Origin of the sequence: Duganella caerulea (genome assembly GCF_040362985.1) — a bacterium.
Lineage (GTDB): Bacteria > Pseudomonadota > Gammaproteobacteria > Burkholderiales > Burkholderiaceae_D > Rugamonas > Rugamonas vulcania.
Genome location: NZ_BPWJ01000003.1, coordinates 577,991 through 593,447 on the forward strand (window position 1 = coordinate 577,991; position 15,457 = coordinate 593,447).

Below are 15,457 nucleotides of genomic sequence, written 5' to 3' on the forward strand. Positions count from 1 at the left end.
TGTTCAACTTCTTGTCAGATAACACGGCCATCGCCACCTTGCTGGTGCTGACGCTGCTTGTCATGCTGTTGTTCGCCATCGTCATCTGGGCGGCGATGAAGGGCGCGGAAAAGGCCGACAAGCCGGCCGACCAGAAACCGCGCCAGATCAGCACGGACTCGCTCAAGCAATCGTTCCGGGTGGCGGTGGAGCTGATCGAAAACAATATCGCCGCGCGCTCGGAACGCTACAGCCTGGCGTGGACGCTGGTGCTCAACGAGGGCGGCGCCGGGCGCGAACTGCCGCTGCTGCAATCGGGGCTGCAAAGCGCGCTCAGCGCCGACAGCACGCTGACCGCCGGCGCCCAGGGCATCGCCTGGAACTTCTTCGACCAGGGCATCGCGGTGCAGCTGCACTCGGACTCGCTGGGCATGCCCGACGCCGACGCGGCCGGCGCCAACGCCATGGCCAACACCACCTGGGACGACTTCCTCGGCCTGTGCCGCAACTACCGGCCGGACCGGCCCTTCGATTCCATCGTGGTGGCGCTGCCGGCCAGCGCGCTGCTCGACGTCGAGGGCGCCGGCCAGCTGGACCTGGCCGCGCGCGCCAAGGCCATCCACCGCCGCCTGTGGCTGGCGCAGAACCGGCTGGCGCTGCGCTTCCCGATCTACCTGGCGATCAGCGATTGCGAGACCATACCCGGCTTCGCCCGCTTCGCGGCGGCCTTGCCGGAACCGCTGCGCCGCTCGATGCTGGGCTGGTCCTCGCCGCACGAGCTGGTGGCGCCGTTCCAGGGGCTGTGGATCGACACCGCGATGAACGAGATCGGCCGCACGCTGTCCGACAGTTGCGCCGAGCTGTGCGCGCTGGAGCCGTCCGACGCCGACAGCAGCGAGTATTTCCTGCTGCCGAACCAGGTCGAACGCCTGCGCGCCGGCTTGAAGATGTTTGCCGAAGAATTGATGCGGCCCAGCGCCTACCACGAGCCCTTCCTGCTGCGCGGCATCTACCTGACCGGCGATTGCAGCGACGAAGCGGCGCTGCTGGGCGCCGGCCACGCGCCGGCCGACGGCGCAGGCCCGATGCCGGCCGAGCCGGCGCCGGCCGCCTTGCCCGACCGGACCGAGCCCTCGCTGTCCGCCGACGCGCCCGCCTACCGGCCGGGCCGCGACAGCGCGGTGCCGGCCTTCCTGCGCGATATCTTCGAACGCAAGATCTTTGCCGAGGCCGGACTGGTGCGCTCGTCGTCGGTGCACAGCATGCGCCGTCCGGGCATGCACCGCGCGGCGCGCTGGGCCGCCGTCGGGGTGCCGGCGGTGTGGGTGCTGGGGCTGGTGTTCGCCACGGTCCGCCTGCACGGGTTGGGCACCGAAGTGGTGACGGCGCTGCAATCGCTGAGCCACGACGACGCGCAAAGCGAGGCCGGCAGGCGCAACCATCTTTCCTCTCAACGGCTGGACCAGCGGGGCGCGCTCGATGCGCTGGACAATATCGGCAAGATCGCCAATGCCCGCCTGTGGTCGCCGTTCATGCCAGGCTCGTGGCAATGGTTCGACGATTTGCCGGTCCGGGTGCAGCGGCGCATGGAAAGCGGCTTCGCCGAAACCGCCTTCGACCCGTTGCAGCAGGCGGTCTACACCAGCGCCGGCGCGCTGTCCGGCAGGCCGTATGACAAGGCCTCGGGCGCCCTGGCCGGCAGGTACTGCGCGCCGCCGCGCGGCGCCAGGCAGCTCGGCGCGCCGCCGGCCGTGGGGCTGGATGTGACCAACACGCAGGAATACGACGCGCTGCGGATGTATGTGGACGACGTTGCGCAGCTTGAGAAGGTGGTGCATGCGATGCAGCGGCTCAGTTCACCCGGCAACAAGGCGCCGTCCGGCGATGACCTGGGCCTGGTGGTGGAAGAGCTGCTGCACCAGCGGGTGAGCGGCAACCTGACGCGCATCGCCGCGCTGTTCCGCACGGTGGCCGCGACCAAGCCGCCGCTGGAGCTCGCGCCGGTCCAGGATGCGCTGGCCTGTTCGTTCGGGCTGGGAGTCAAGGCGGTGTCGAGCCGGCTGTTCCAGAACAACGGCTTGTACCTGGCCGAACAGAGCATCAACGACAGCCTGACCACGCTGTACCAGGGCGACCCCAATGCCGAGGCCAACCTCGCGCCCTGGGAGACGCTGCGCAAGGCGCTGCACGCGCAGGAAGCCTTCCTGATGACGGGCACGGGCGGATGGATGCGGGGCGAAAAACTCGATCTCGGTCCGGGCTGGACGCAGCTGTTGCAGCAGGCGGGCAGCATGTCGCTGTTGGGGAACAAAGCCGTCGAGGATGCGCGCGCCCAGACCGAGGAAGGCTTCCGCCGGTTCATCGCGCAGTGGGACGCGCCCATGACGGACGAGAACCACGCGCTGGGACTGAGCCAGGGACTGGAATGGGTGGACGCCAAGTCCTCGTGGAACTTCGCGCCGGACCGGCGGGCGTTGCTGGACGCGCTCAACCTTTTGCTGTCGCAGCCGTTCATGAAGTCCAGCCACGCCGGCCGCCTGCCGGAGGTGCCGGCCGGCGCCACCGTCAGCTGGGACGGCGCGCGGCTGGACCAGGTGCTGGCGCTGGCCGACACGCGCAAGCGGGTGCAGACCGAGTTGCTGCCGAAGTTCCCGGTCATGATGCAGGGCCCGGCCGCGCGCCTGACCGACGCCGCGCTGGCCGACACCGCGCGCGACATCCTGGCGCAGGCCTACCTGGTGTCGGCGCGCGACACGCCGTCCCCGGTCAACGAGGCCGACCACGCCAAGGCCCTGCGGGTGCGCGCCTGGCTGCAGGAAAACGGCGGCGCCACGGTGGCGGCGCATCTGTCGGCGGTGCTGACGCAGGACGCGCTGAGCCGCCTGCAACAGCTCGACGATACGCTGGTGCGCGCCGACCTGTTCGTGCCGCGCGACCGCACCTTCAGCTCTTGGAACGGCGCCAAGGGGCCGCTGCTGGATGCCTTCGGCGCATCGGACGCGGGCGGCCTGCAAGCCTATGTCGCCCAGCAGACCGCCTTCATCGAGGCCGCCGGCAAGAGCGCGGAAGCGCTGCTGCTGCAACTGGGCGGCGCCGGCGCCGACAATCCGTCGGTGCTGCGCTGGAAAGTCACGGTGGCCGACCTGGGCCGCTACAAGCTGAAGAGCCCGAGCAGCAGCCTGACCGCGCTGGAGCAATTCATCCTGTCCGGCGCGGCCGACCTGAGCATCGACAACTGCCTCGACAAGCTGTCGGCGCGCGCGGCGCAGCGCCGCGCCGGCGACCTGTTCGCCGAGCGGATGCAGGGATTGCAGGCCGGGCTGTACTCGCGCTGCCGCGAGCTGACGCAGACCCGCTACCAGGACACCTGGACCCGCTTCGCCGACGCCTTCAACGCCGGCCTGGCCAACCGCGCGCCGTTCCGCGCGCTGACGGCCGACGCCGGCAAGGGCGACCGCGTCCCGGCCGACGTCGAGGAGGTGGGCGCGGTGCTCAAGCTGTTCGACCAGGCCCATGCGCTGGCGCTGGCCTCCGACCGCGACCCGACGCGGCCGTCGCCGGCCAGCACCGTGCGCAAGGTCGACGAGCAGATGCAGAAGGTGCGCGAGTTCCTGGCGCCGCTGTATCCGAGCGAGGAAGGGCAGGCCGCCGGGCTGGACGTGCTGGTCGAGTTCCGCGCCAACAGCGCCGCCGAAAGCGAGGGCAACCAGATCATCGACTGGTCGCTGGCCATCGGCGCCCACACCGTGCACCAGCGCGAGGCGCCGCACGCGCTGCGCTGGGAGCCGGGCCTGCCGCTGGTGCTGACGCTGCGCGTGGCGCAGGACGGCCCGGCCATTCCGAAAGCCGAGCCTGGCCATCCCGGCATGGCGGTCGACGGGCGCACCGTCAGCTACCGCTTCGACGATCCGTGGGCGCTGTTCAGCTTTGTGTCGGCCTACCGCGAGACCGACGCAGGATCGGCTGCGGCGTCGGGCGCGCGCTCGCAGCTGTTGAAATTTGAATTCCCGATGAGCGCGGTCGGCGACGGCCGCATCCAGACCCGCGACAGCCGCGCCAGGGTGTACGTGCGGTTGACCGTGAGCGCTGCCGGCAAGCGCACGCCGCTGGTGTGGCCGCCGGTGTTTCCTGTCAAGGCGCCGGCGTGGTAGGCCGGTTTGAACGAGGTGTTGCCATGTCATCCTTGCCCCCACTCGTGCGCGTTGCCCTGTTCGGCAGTTTCCATCGCGGTTTCCACGTGCTGAGCGAACTGCTCAAGGGGCCGCTGGCGCAGCGCGTGCGCGTGGTCGGCGTGGCCACCGACGACGTGGACTCCGACCATGTCAGCCGCGGGCGCCGGGTCTGGGCCTATCCGCACAGCCTGGCGGAGGAAACCATGGTGGAACAGCTGGCGCTGTCGCACGGCATCGTGCCGTACAAGGGCCGCGTCAAGACGGACGAGTTCTTCAGCCTGTACGACCGGCAGTGGAAGCCCGACCTGTGCATCACCGCCACCTTCGGCCAGCGCATCGACGCGCGCCTGTTCAACTGGCCGCGGCTGGGCTTTTACAACCTGCATCCCTGCATCGACGACGGCTGGCCCTCGCACTACGCCGGCCCCAATCCCTTCCAGGCCCTGCTGGACAACGGCTCCGACCATGTGATGATCGCCATGCACCAGATCGACGAAGGCTTCGACACCGGCCCGCTGCTGGCCCTGTCCGAGAAAATCTACGTGCCCTACGGCGCCACGGTGGTGGACTTGCACAAGCTGACGTCGCCGCTTGCCGCGAAGTTTTTTGCGCGCGAGCTCGCCAAGATGCTACCGTAGGCGGAACCGCGCATGGCGACCATAAAAAGCAATCTGCGCAACCTGGTCGACAAGGCGCGCCTGCTGATTTCCGATGAGCGAACACCCAGTACTCCGAACCCGACCGCCCCTATGAACGCACCCAGCCTGCCGATACCGCTTTCCCTGATGAGCATCGAGCACCAGGAGGAGCTGGAGCTCTTGCTCAAGCCCATCACCGAGGACCAGCCCTGCGGCCCGGCGTTGCGCTACGATCCGATCTTCACCGAGATCCGGCTGGCGCGCGAGGAGGACGATCCCAGCCTGCCGATGCGGCAGTGGGAGCGGCCGCTGCAGAAGGCCGACTGGCCGCTGATCGAGACGCGCTGCAAGACCATGCTGTCCACCCGCTCCAAGGATTTGCAGATCGCCGCCTGGCTGCTGGAGGCGTGGACGCGGCAGCACGGCGTCGACGGCATGTATCGCGGCCTGAGCCTGGTCGACCGGCTGCTGCGCCAATACTGGGAAGGCTTGCATCCGGTGATCCAGGACGGCGACGCCGACGCTCGCGTGGCGCCGCTGGAGTGGATCAACGAATCGTTCTCGGTGACGGTGCGGGTGCACGTGCCGCTGCTGAAGATCAACGGCCGCAAGCCGCCGGCGCAGACCCTGGTCGACTGGGAGCGCATGACGGCGCGCGAACTGGCCGGCCACCCGGCCGAGCCGCGCCCGCCCGCCGACGCCGAGGCGCCGCTGACCCGCATCGAAGTGATCGCTTACGCCCACCAGCGGTTGGGCCGCGAGCTGGCCCAGCGCTTGCAGGTGGTGCAGCGCTGCCTGAACTGCCTGGAGACCATGCTGGCCTTCGTCGACCTGCAACTGGGCGCGCAGGCGCCGAACCTGTCTAAACTGAAGGGAACGCTGGTGGCGCTGGAGCGCGTGCTGCAACAGCTGGTTCCCGAGCAAAAGGAAGAAGAGATGACGACGCCCGAAGCGCCGCAAGGCAAGGAGGAGACGAGCAGCGCGGCCGCGCCGGCGGTGGCGGCCAAGTCCGGCTGGAAGAGCCGCGACGAGGCGTATGCCACGCTGGAGGCGCTGGCCGATTATTTGAGCCTGGTGGAACCGCACAGCCCGACGCCTTATCTGCTGCGGCGCGCGGTCAACTGGGGCCGCATGCCGCTGCCCGAACTGATGGCCGAAATTATCCGCGAGGAGGGCGACTTGAACCGTCTGGTGAATATGCTGGGCTTGCGTGAATGAAGTCTCAGCGCAGCTGGTAGAGCGAGGTGGAATGGTCTTGCAAGGCGTTTTCCGTGCACAACACGTAGGTTGATGCGCAAGCCAGGCCGAGCAACAACGCGCCAAAGGCGATGTGGAGATAGCGTGCCATGACAGACTCCGGTGGGGATGGGACTACCAATGAGTCCAGAATATCCCAGGGGAGGTCAGACGGGCATCAGCCGAATGTCCGATACTTTGTAGGACAATTGCCCGTCTTCTATCTTTGTACCAACTTTATTTGGTTTTCCAGACGATGATGGCGTCGGCCGGCGCGGTGTCCGTGGCGTTCGACACTTCCAGCCAGTGCTGCAGCAGTTCCGGGTGTTTCAGCTGGATGCCGGAGCCGTCGATGTAGCCGATCTGCTCGACCATCTTCGGGTCCATCTTGGCCTTGGACACGGTCGGCGCGCTGGCCACCATGCGGTCGTAGGCCTTGCGGGCCTTGTTTTCCCACTTGTGCAGGCTGGTCTCGTCGAAGCGGTTGGCTTCGAAGAAGACGGTCAGCGAGCCATCCGGATTGCCGTAGCCGACGATGCCGGCGCCTTTGCGGATGGTGGTGGAGCTGCTCACGTCAAACAGCGCGGTCGGCACAAACACGGCCGCGCGTCCGTTGACATCTGGACAGCCGACCGGCGTGTCCTTGCTATAGGTACTGACTTCGTGCAGGGGTGTTCTCTCGTGGGACATGGCTGGGCTTAATCTTGAAAGGGGAGGCGTTGCATGCGAATGCACAGACATTCATTGTAGCGCCAAACAAGTTCCATTGGGCAACAGCAGCAACAAAATTTTGTAACGCCGGCGTGGCGGATAAACTTCCGCCTCATGATATTCGTCAAAGCTGTTGCTGGCCCCGCAGCGAAGCTCGCGGGATATGATGGTTGCCATCGATTGATGGGAGGACTACATGGCGATGAATTCCGAAAATGAAGCCGATCTGCGGTTTGTGTTGCTTGAAATCGGCAAGTTATCCAGCAATGTCGAGCGGCTGATTACCGATGTGAAATCCATGGGCGAAAAGGTCGATGGCTTGCGACATCAAGTCACGTTTGTGCGCGGGGCGCTGTACGTGGTCAGCGGGGTACTGGCTGCCGGCGTCTACTACGTCGCCGCACTGTACCGATAGCGAAGGCTGGCCGCTGATAGTCTGTCAGCTGCCATCCTCGACCGGCTCGAACACCACCCTGGCTTCGTTGCTCCAACTCTTGTCATGGACGGGCGCGATGTAGCCACGGCGGTCGGCCTGGAGTGGCAGCTTCAATGTGCGGTCGGCCTCGACCAGCGTGGCCGAGCGCAGCTTGAGCGGCTCGGAAAAATCCACGGCGATCTTGCCGGAATGGCAGATGCCTCCGGCGAGCTGGAACGTCGACCTGATCAGGAACGGCATGTCGTCCTTGTCCATTACCCACAACATCTCGCACTCCATCCGCAGGTCGCCCAGGCGCCGCGTGGACGGCGGCAGGCCGGGCGTGTGCACCGACGGTTTGAACGCCGCGGCGCCAGCCTTGGCCGAGACCACCAGGTCCGCCCGCTCGTCGTCAATGGCCGCCTTTTTCTCCAGGCGGAAGTAGCCCTGCGGATCGAGCGCGATCGGCTGTTCGGCGGCGTTGCCGACCAGGCGCAGCGTGAGATCCTTGCCGGGCGGTTTGGACAGCAGCCGGAAGCCGGGATCGGCCTGCGGCGCCAGCTCTTTGTAGCGCTCGGCGACCGACAGCGCGCGCACGAAAGACTGGTAGGACTTGTGCTCGGGATTCTTGAAGCCGACGATGTTGACTTCCTGCTCGGGCGCCGTCTCCGCCGTTGCAAGATTGCTGAGGAATAGGGTGCCGAGAAGTGCGGTGGTCCAGTTCATTTTAGTTCCGGTGGATTTACCCAAAGCGCAGGGATTTGTCCATGGTACACCATTAACTTTTAAGCAACAACAGGTGGCTGTCTTGTTGCTAAGCCAAAAGGGTTTAAATAGTTTAGCTTGTTATCGCATTGCGCCTGGGTGGCGATCAGTTCACAATACATTCAAGCTAGCAACGGATGAGGAGCCTGTATGCTGACCATCGATGGCCCATGGATCAACCCGTGGCACGCCGGCCTGGTCGCCGCCGTCCTCTTCTGCAGCGTGACGCAGTTGCTGCTGACCCGCTCCGATCCCGACAGCCAGCACATGTTCCGCAACAACCTGCTGTTCGGCGGCCTGTGCCTGATCCTCAGCCTCTCCAGCAAGCTCATGATCGACATGGACCAGCGCCAGGCCGCCGGCCTGTTCGAAAGCGCCTCCATGCTCGGCTTCGGGCTGCTGCTGATACGCATCCTCGGCCTGACCGCCTTCCGCGTGCTGCTGCCGGCCCTGCGCATGCACCCGCCGCGCATCATGGAAGACATCCTGCTGGTGATCACCTACATCGTCTGGGGCCTGGTGTGGCTGCGCGTGGCCGGCCTCGACTTGAGCGGACTGGTCACCACGTCGGCGGTCATCACCGGCGTGGTCGCCTTCTCGATGCAGGAAACGCTGGGCAATATCCTGGGCGGACTCGCGCTCCAGTTCGACAACTCGGTCCGCATCGGCGACTGGATCAAGGTCGACGACGTGCGCGGCAAGGTGGTGGAGGTGCATTGGCGGCATACGGCGGTGCACACCAACAACGGCAACCTGATCGTCATCCCCAACAGCGTGCTGATGAAATCGAAGGTCGAGGTGTACAGCCGCGAGAGCAAGCCGGAGTTCCGGCGCTGGGTGCATTTCTGGATCGAGGACGCGGTGCCGCCGCAGCAAGTCATCGCCACCGTGCAGACGGCGCTGCGGCAGACCCATATCGAGCATATCTCGGTAATCCGGCCGCCCGAATGCATCGTCACCGATTACCGCGAAGGCCTGATCCAGTACGCGGTGCGCTACTGGCTCACCAACCCGGCCCATGACGATGGCACCGATTCGGCCGTGCGCATCCATTTCTACAGCGCCCTGCAGCGCCAGAGCCTGTCGCTCGCCCATCCTTGCATGGACATCCGCCTGAACGCGGATTCGGAGCGGCGCTCGAACGCCCGGCAATCGGTGGAGATCGATGCGCGCAAAAAGGCGTTGGGCAAGGTCGCGCTGTTCTCCAGCCTCACTGACGAGGAACTGGCCAAACTCGCCAAGGCGCTGCGCAACACGCCGTTCGTCAAGGACGACATCATCACCCGGCAGGGCGCGGTCGCGCATTGGCTGTATCTGCTGGCCGGCGGCGAGGCCGACGTGTGGTTCGAGGTGGAAGGGCGGGAGCGCGTCCATTGCGCCACGCTCAAGGCGGGCGACGTGTTCGGCGAAATCGGCCTGCTGACCGGCGCGCCTCGCCGCGCCACCGTCACCGCCAGGACCGACGTGCTGTGCTACCGGCTGGACAAGGAGAATTTTGAAACCATCCTGCAAGAGCGTCCCGAACTGGCGGACGAATTCGCCCACGTGCTCAGCGACCGCAGCGAAGGCCTGAGCGCCGTCCGCAACCACCATGCGGAACCCGAGCAAGTACAGCAAGCCAACTACCTGGAAGGAATACGGCGGTTCTTCAGGCTGCACTGAGATGGCCGCCCAAAACAAAAAAGCCTACAAGCAGGTGCTTGTAAGCTTTATGTTTTACCACGAATTCGGTGGGGTGGCTGATGGGGCTCGAACCCACGACAACAGGAATCACAATCCTGGACTCTACCAACTGAGCTACAGCCACCACTGATTTACTTCGCTTTGTCTACTGTTTCGTAGACAGGTGCCGAATTATACAAGCCAGTTTTGAATCCTGCAAATCTAAATGCAAAGTTTTTTCAAAATATCCCGGATTGCTTAAACATTAACCTTTTCCACCGGCGGATGCAGGCCCAGCAGATTGGCGAAGGCGGGCGCCAGCGCGCTCACGTCCGCCGTCGTGTAGCCGCGCAGGGAGGCGGGCGCCTCGCCGTCGCCGCGCGCCGGATGCAGCAGGCCGCCGGCGTCCAGCAGGCGCACCAGCTGGCGCGCCACAGCGTCGCCGGTATCGATCAGCGTCACGTCCGGGTGGCCGTGGCCGCGCAGCACGCGTTCGATGCCGGCTTGGACGAAAGGATAATGGGTGCATCCCAGCACCAGCGTATCGGCGCCCTGGTCCAGCAGCGGCGCCACGTACCGCTCCAGCAGCGCGGCGATGGCCGGGGTGTCCAGGTCGCCCAGCTCGATCTGGTCGACCAGGCCCACGCATGGTTGCAATAGGAACTCGGCCCGCGTGGCGGCGCTGATCTGCTCGCGCAGTTGCAGGAACTTGTCGCCCTTGAGCGTGCGCGCCGTCGCCAGCACGCCGACCTTGCCGCTGCGCGTGATGGCGGCGGCCGGCTTCAGGCCGGGCTCGACGCCGACCACCGGCAGCTCGGGATATCGCGCCCGCACCGCCTTGATGGCGGCCACGGTCGCGGTATTGCAGGCCACCACCAGCGCCTTGGCGCCGCGCTCCAGCAGGAAGGCGGCCACCAGCAGCGCGCGGTCGACCACGTACTGCTCGGTCTTTTCGCCGTACGGCGCGTGGCCGGAATCTGCGAAGTAGATCAAGTCCTCGGCCGGCAGCTGCGCCCGGATGTGGCGCAGCACCGACAGCCCGCCCACGCCGGAATCGTAGACGCCGATGGGGGCACCGGGAGAGCGGGCGCCTTGCATCAGGCGGTTACGACCGGAACGTTCAGCGCCTCGATCTTGGCTTTCCATTCCTTCGGACCGGTTTCATGCACCGAGGTGCCGGCGGCGTCGACCGCCACCGTCACCGGCATGTCGACCACGTCGAACTCGTAGATCGCTTCCATGCCCATGTCGGCAAAGCCCAGCACCTTGGCGCCCTTGATCGCCTTCGACACCAGGTAGGCCGAGCCGCCGACCGCCATCAGGTAGGCCGACTGGTGCTTCTTGATCGACTCGATGGCGACCGGGCCGCGCTCGGCCTTGCCGATCATCGCGATCAGGCCGGTTTTCTCCAGCATCATGTCGGTGAACTTGTCCATGCGGGTGGCGGTGGTCGGACCGGCTGGGCCCACCACTTCGTCGCGCACCGGATCGACCGGGCCGACGTAGTAGATCACGCGGTTCTTGAAGTCCACCGGCAGTTCCTCGCCCTTGGCCAGCATGTCCTGGATGCGCTTGTGCGCGGCGTCGCGGCCGGTCAGCATCTTGCCGTTCAACAGCAGGGTCTGGCCCGGCTTCCACGAGGCGACTTCTTCCTTGGTCAGCGTGTTCAGGTCGACGCGTTTGGACTTCTCGGTGTCCGGCGCCCAGCTCACGTCAGGCCAGGTCGACAGCGGAGGCGGCGTCATGTAGGCGGGGCCCGAGCCGTCCAGCACGAAGTGGCCGTGGCGGGTGGCGGCGCAGTTCGGGATCATTGCGACCGGCTTGGAGGCGGCGTGGGTCGGGTAGGTCATGATCTTCACGTCCAGCACGGTCGTCAGGCCGCCCAGGCCTTGCGCGCCGATGCCCAGCGCGTTGATGCGGTCGCACAGTTCGATGCGCAGCTCTTCCAGCTTGTTCTGCGGGCCGCGCTGCTTGAGCTCGTACATGTCGATGTCTTCCATCAGCACTTCCTTCGCCATCAGCATCGCCTTCTCGGCGGTGCCGCCGATGCCGATGCCCAGCATGCCAGGTGGGCACCAGCCGGCGCCCATGGTCGGCACGGTCTTCAGCACCCAGTCGATCAGCGAATCGGAAGGATTCATCATGACCATCTTGGATTTGTTTTCCGAACCGCCGCCCTTGGCAGCGACCTTGACGTCGACGGTGTTGCCCTCGACCAGTTCCATGTGGACCACGGCCGGCGTGTTGTCCTTGGTGTTCTTGCGGTCGAAGTGCGGATCGGCCACGATGGAAGCGCGCAGCTTGTTGTCATCGTAGTTGTAGGCGCGGCGCACGCCCTCGTTGACGGCGTCGGTGACGGTGCCGGTGAAACCCTCGAAGCGCACGCCCATGCCGATCTTCAGGAAGACGTTGACGATGCCGGTGTCCTGGCAGATCGGACGCTTGCCCTCGGCGCACATGCGCGAGTTGGTCAGGATCTGCGCGATCGCGTCCTTCGCGGCCGGGCTTTGCTCGGCATCATAGGCGCGCGCCAGATGCTGGATATAGTCGGCTGGGTGGTAGTAGCTGATGTACTGGAGCGCGGCGGCAACGGATTCAATCAGGTCTTCTTGCTTTATGATGGTCATGATGTTCTCGCGAGGGTTAATGGGATTCGTTATGGGTGAGGGTGGTGATGCGGTCGGTATAGGAGATCGCCAATGCCGACAGCAGGAAGACCACGTGGATCACGGTTTGCGCGATCAGCGTCTTCGGGTCGTAGACTGCGGCGTTGATAAACGTCTTGAGCAGATGGATGGACGAGATGCCGATGATGGCCATCGCCAGCTTGGTCTTCAGCACGGAAGCGTTCACGTGCGACAGCCACTCCGGCTGGTCCGGATGCGTATCGAGATGCATGCGCGAGACAAACGTCTCGTAGCCGCCGATGATGACCATCACCAGCAGGTTGGAAATCATGACGACGTCGATCAGGCCGAGCACCACCAGCATGATGGTGGTCTCGGTCAGCTTGGCCGGCGCGTGGGCGGTCGTGGCGGCCGCCACCACGGCCTCGGGCGAGGGCGCGTGCACCGCCACCGCTTCGAGGATGTGCTGCAGGGAAGCGTCATTGCCCAGCACCGCCCCGATCAAGTCCTTCAGCTCGACCCAGAAATGGAACACGTAGACGCACTGCGCCAGGATCAAGCCCAGATACAGCGGCAACTGCAGCCAGCGCGTCATGAAGATAAAAGCGGGCAGCGGACGCAGCTTCGGTGGGGGCGTGGTCATTACGGCGGAACTCCTTGAATTGGTGCAGACTAACGAGATGGCGACATTTTACACGTGCTGCTCAGCAATCGCAGCGTGGAGATACGGCGTATGGCTTTAGAAATATTGGTAAAATTACATAGAGCACCGCATCCTCCGCCGGGGACGTCCAATCTGTAAGGGCTCAGTAAGCGATGAAGTTTATGTTTATGACAAACGACTACAAACTCTGGAGACAAGTATGAGCAGCACTACCCAACAAGGTCCGCAGGAATCCCGCATCTTCACGCCACCGGCGGCGTTTGCAGCACAAGCCACCGTAGCCGGCATGGATGCCTACAACGCATTGTGCGCGGAGGCGGCGGCCGACTACGAAGGCTTCTGGTCGCGCCTGGCGAAGGAAAACCTGGTGTGGCAGAAGCCGTTCACCAAGGTCCTGAACGAAGACGACGCGCCGTTCTACAAATGGTTCGAAGACGGCCACCTGAACGTCTCCTACAACTGCCTGGACCGCAATCTGCAGAACGGCAACGCCGACAAGACCGCCATCATCTTCGAAGCGGACGACGGCAAGTCGGTGCACGTCAGCTACAAGGAGCTGCACGAGAAGGTCTGCAAATTCGCCAACGGCCTGAAATCGCGCGGCATCAAGAAAGGCGACCGCGTCATCATCTACATGTCGATGTCGGTTGAAGGCGTGGCCGCGATGCAGGCATGCGCGCGCATCGGCGCCACGCACTCGGTGGTGTTCGGCGGCTTCTCCGCCAAGTCGCTGCAGGAGCGCATCATCGACGCCGGCGCGGTGGCCGTCATCACCGCCGACGAGCAACTGCGCGGCGGCAAAAACCTGCCGCTGAAAGCCATCGTCGATGAAGCGCTGGCGCTGGGCGGCTGCGACACCATCAAGGACGTGATCGTCTACAAACGCACCGGCGGCAACATCAACTTCCAGGCGGGGCGCGACCTGTGGCTGCACGACCTGGTCGCCAACCAGTCGTCGGTATGCGAGCCGGAGTGGGTGGATGCCGAGCATCCGCTGTTCATCCTGTACACGTCCGGCTCGACCGGCACGCCGAAGGGTGTGCAGCATTCGAGCGGCGGCTATCTGCTGTGGGCCGCGCTGACGATGAAGTGGTCGTTCGACATCAAGCCGGACGACGTCTACTGGTGCACGGCCGACATCGGCTGGGTAACGGGCCACAGCTACATCGCCTACGGACCGACGGCGGTGGGCGCCACGCAAGTGGTGTTCGAAGGCGTGCCGACCTATCCGAACGCCGGCCGCTTCTGGGACACCATCGCCAAGCACAAGGTCAGCATCTTCTACACCGCGCCGACCGCGATCCGTTCGCTGATCAAGGCGTCGGACGTCGATGCGAAAGTGCATCCGAAAAATTACGACCTGTCGTCGCTGCGTTTGCTGGGCACGGTGGGCGAGCCGATCAATCCTGAAGCGTGGATGTGGTACTACACGCAGGTGGGCGGCGAGAAGTGCCCGATCGTCGATACCTTCTGGCAGACCGAGACCGGTGGCCACATGATCACGCCGCTGCCGGGCGCGACGCCGATGGTGCCGGGTTCGTGCACCTTGCCGCTGCCGGGCATCATGGCCGCGATCGTGGACGAGGCTGGCGTGGATGTGCCGAACGGGCAGGGCGGTATCCTGGTCGTCAAGCGTCCTTGGCCTTCGATGATCCGCACCATCTGGAACAATCCTGAGCGGTTCAAGTCGAGCTACTTCCCGGAGGAGTTGGGCGGCAAGATGTACCTGGCCGGCGATGGTGCGATTCGTAACAAGGAGACGGGTTACTTCACCATCACCGGGCGGATTGACGATGTGCTGAATGTGTCGGGTCACCGCATGGGCACGATGGAGATCGAGTCGGCGCTGGTGGCGAATCCGCTGGTGGCTGAGGCTGCGGTGGTGGGCAAGCCGGACGATACGACGGGTGAGTCGATCTGTGCGTTTGTGGTGTTGAAGCAGGCGCGTCCTACTGGGGAAGAGGCCAAGAAGCTGGCGTTGGAGTTGCGGAATTGGGTCGCCAAGGAGATTGGTCCGATCGCCAAGCCTAAGGAGATTCGTTTTGGAGATAACTTGCCGAAGACGCGTTCGGGCAAGATCATGCGGCGTTTGCTGCGGGTTCTGGCCAAGGGCGAGGTGATTACGCAGGATGTGTCCACGCTGGAGAATCCGGCGATTCTGGAGCAGTTGAAGGAAGCTTCCTGAGGTTGGGGAAATAAACTTTGTACTCTCGGGAATCTTTGCTATAATTCGCGGCTTCTCCGAAAGGGGAAAGTGATGCAGGAGAGGTGGATGAGTGGTTGAAGTCGCACGCCTGGAAAGCGTGTATAGGTTCATAGCCTATCGGGGGTTCGAATCCCCCTCTCTCCGCCAAGGATACAAAAGCAAAAGCCACCCTCGGGTGGCTTTTTGCGTTGTATCTTTGGCGGAGAGAAGCAGAGCCCCTGCGGGCTCTGCGCGGGGGATTCGAAGGGCTGGGCGTACTTCGCCCAGCCCTCTCCGAATCGTCCAATTGCCACCGCTACGCGGTGGCGCGCCGGAGGCGCAGCGCGCAGCGCAAAATTCCCTCAGGCACTATTCCCTAGCCAAGTTGTCTACTGGTCGACAC

General features: G+C 64.7%; 12 protein-coding genes and 2 tRNA genes. 7 read left to right on the plus strand and 7 right to left on the minus strand.

Annotated elements, in window-relative coordinates; all coding sequences use genetic code 11:
- The first annotated feature begins 11 nt into the window (after positions 1-11).
- The 3 genes from ACUJB0_RS11775 to tssA are packed head-to-tail and all read left to right on the plus strand — an operon-like array spanning position 12 to position 6,007.
- Entirely contained in the window at positions 12-4,130 is a 4,119-nt protein-coding gene (locus ACUJB0_RS11775; protein WP_444845385.1) for a type VI secretion system protein, read from the plus strand.
- 23 nt (positions 4,131-4,153) lie between these two features.
- Positions 4,154-4,789, plus strand: coding sequence for a formyltransferase family protein (locus ACUJB0_RS11780; protein WP_444845386.1), 636 nt, complete (start codon positions 4,154-4,156; stop codon positions 4,787-4,789).
- A 12-nt stretch (positions 4,790-4,801) separates the two neighbouring features.
- Positions 4,802-6,007 (plus strand): type VI secretion system protein TssA, encoded by a 1,206-nt coding sequence (gene tssA / locus ACUJB0_RS11785; RefSeq protein WP_444845387.1) that lies wholly within the window; start codon positions 4,802-4,804, stop codon positions 6,005-6,007.
- Between the two features lie 4 nt (positions 6,008-6,011).
- Here tssA and ACUJB0_RS11790 read toward each other — a convergent pair whose 3' ends face one another.
- Positions 6,012-6,137, minus strand: coding sequence for a hypothetical protein (locus tag ACUJB0_RS11790; RefSeq protein WP_256367618.1), 126 nt, complete (start codon positions 6,135-6,137; stop codon positions 6,012-6,014).
- Between the two features lie 125 nt (positions 6,138-6,262).
- Positions 6,263-6,715 (minus strand): hypothetical protein, encoded by a 453-nt coding sequence (locus ACUJB0_RS11795; RefSeq protein WP_444845388.1) that lies wholly within the window; start codon positions 6,713-6,715, stop codon positions 6,263-6,265.
- Between the two features lie 217 nt (positions 6,716-6,932).
- On the opposite strand from ACUJB0_RS11795, the gene ACUJB0_RS11800 reads away from it, so the two are divergent.
- Positions 6,933-7,151 carry a hypothetical protein gene (locus ACUJB0_RS11800; RefSeq protein WP_161091356.1) on the plus strand — a complete coding sequence of 73 codons (219 nt, stop codon included), beginning with the start codon at positions 6,933-6,935 and terminating at the stop codon, positions 7,149-7,151.
- A 24-nt stretch (positions 7,152-7,175) separates the two neighbouring features.
- On the opposite strand, the gene ACUJB0_RS11805 is transcribed toward ACUJB0_RS11800, so the two are convergent.
- Positions 7,176-7,877, minus strand: a complete 702-nt coding sequence (locus ACUJB0_RS11805) for a hypothetical protein (RefSeq protein WP_444845389.1) — start codon at positions 7,875-7,877, stop codon at positions 7,176-7,178.
- A gap of 189 nt (positions 7,878-8,066) precedes the next feature.
- On the opposite strand from ACUJB0_RS11805, the gene ACUJB0_RS11810 reads away from it, so the two are divergent.
- Complete coding sequence (locus ACUJB0_RS11810; RefSeq protein ID WP_444845390.1) at positions 8,067-9,578, plus strand: mechanosensitive ion channel family protein; 1,512 nt, start codon at positions 8,067-8,069, stop codon at positions 9,576-9,578.
- A gap of 69 nt (positions 9,579-9,647) precedes the next feature.
- Here ACUJB0_RS11810 and ACUJB0_RS11815 read toward each other — a convergent pair.
- From ACUJB0_RS11815 to ACUJB0_RS11830, 4 genes are all read right to left on the minus strand, one after another.
- Positions 9,648-9,723 (minus strand) — tRNA-His (locus tag ACUJB0_RS11815).
- A gap of 113 nt (positions 9,724-9,836) precedes the next feature.
- On the minus strand, positions 9,837-10,676 hold the full coding sequence (gene murI / locus ACUJB0_RS11820; protein ID WP_444845391.1) for a glutamate racemase: 840 nt from the start codon (positions 10,674-10,676) through the stop codon (positions 9,837-9,839).
- The gene (locus tag ACUJB0_RS11825) at positions 10,676-12,205 is read right to left on the minus strand and encodes a fumarate hydratase (RefSeq protein ID WP_161085995.1); all 1,530 of its coding nucleotides are present in this window, start codon (positions 12,203-12,205) and stop codon (positions 10,676-10,678) included. Before ACUJB0_RS11825 ends, murI begins: the two co-directional genes overlap by 1 nt.
- 16 nt (positions 12,206-12,221) lie before the next feature.
- Positions 12,222-12,848: a TIGR00645 family protein gene (locus tag ACUJB0_RS11830; protein WP_161091361.1), complete on the minus strand. Its 627-nt coding sequence runs from the start codon at positions 12,846-12,848 to the stop codon at positions 12,222-12,224.
- A gap of 220 nt (positions 12,849-13,068) precedes the next feature.
- On the opposite strand from ACUJB0_RS11830, the gene acs reads away from it, so the two are divergent.
- Positions 13,069-15,054, plus strand: coding sequence for an acetate--CoA ligase (gene acs / locus ACUJB0_RS11835; RefSeq protein WP_444845392.1), 1,986 nt, complete (start codon positions 13,069-13,071; stop codon positions 15,052-15,054).
- Between the two features lie 77 nt (positions 15,055-15,131).
- Positions 15,132-15,222 (plus strand) — tRNA-Ser (locus ACUJB0_RS11840).
- Positions 15,223-15,457: the final 235 nt, after the last annotated feature.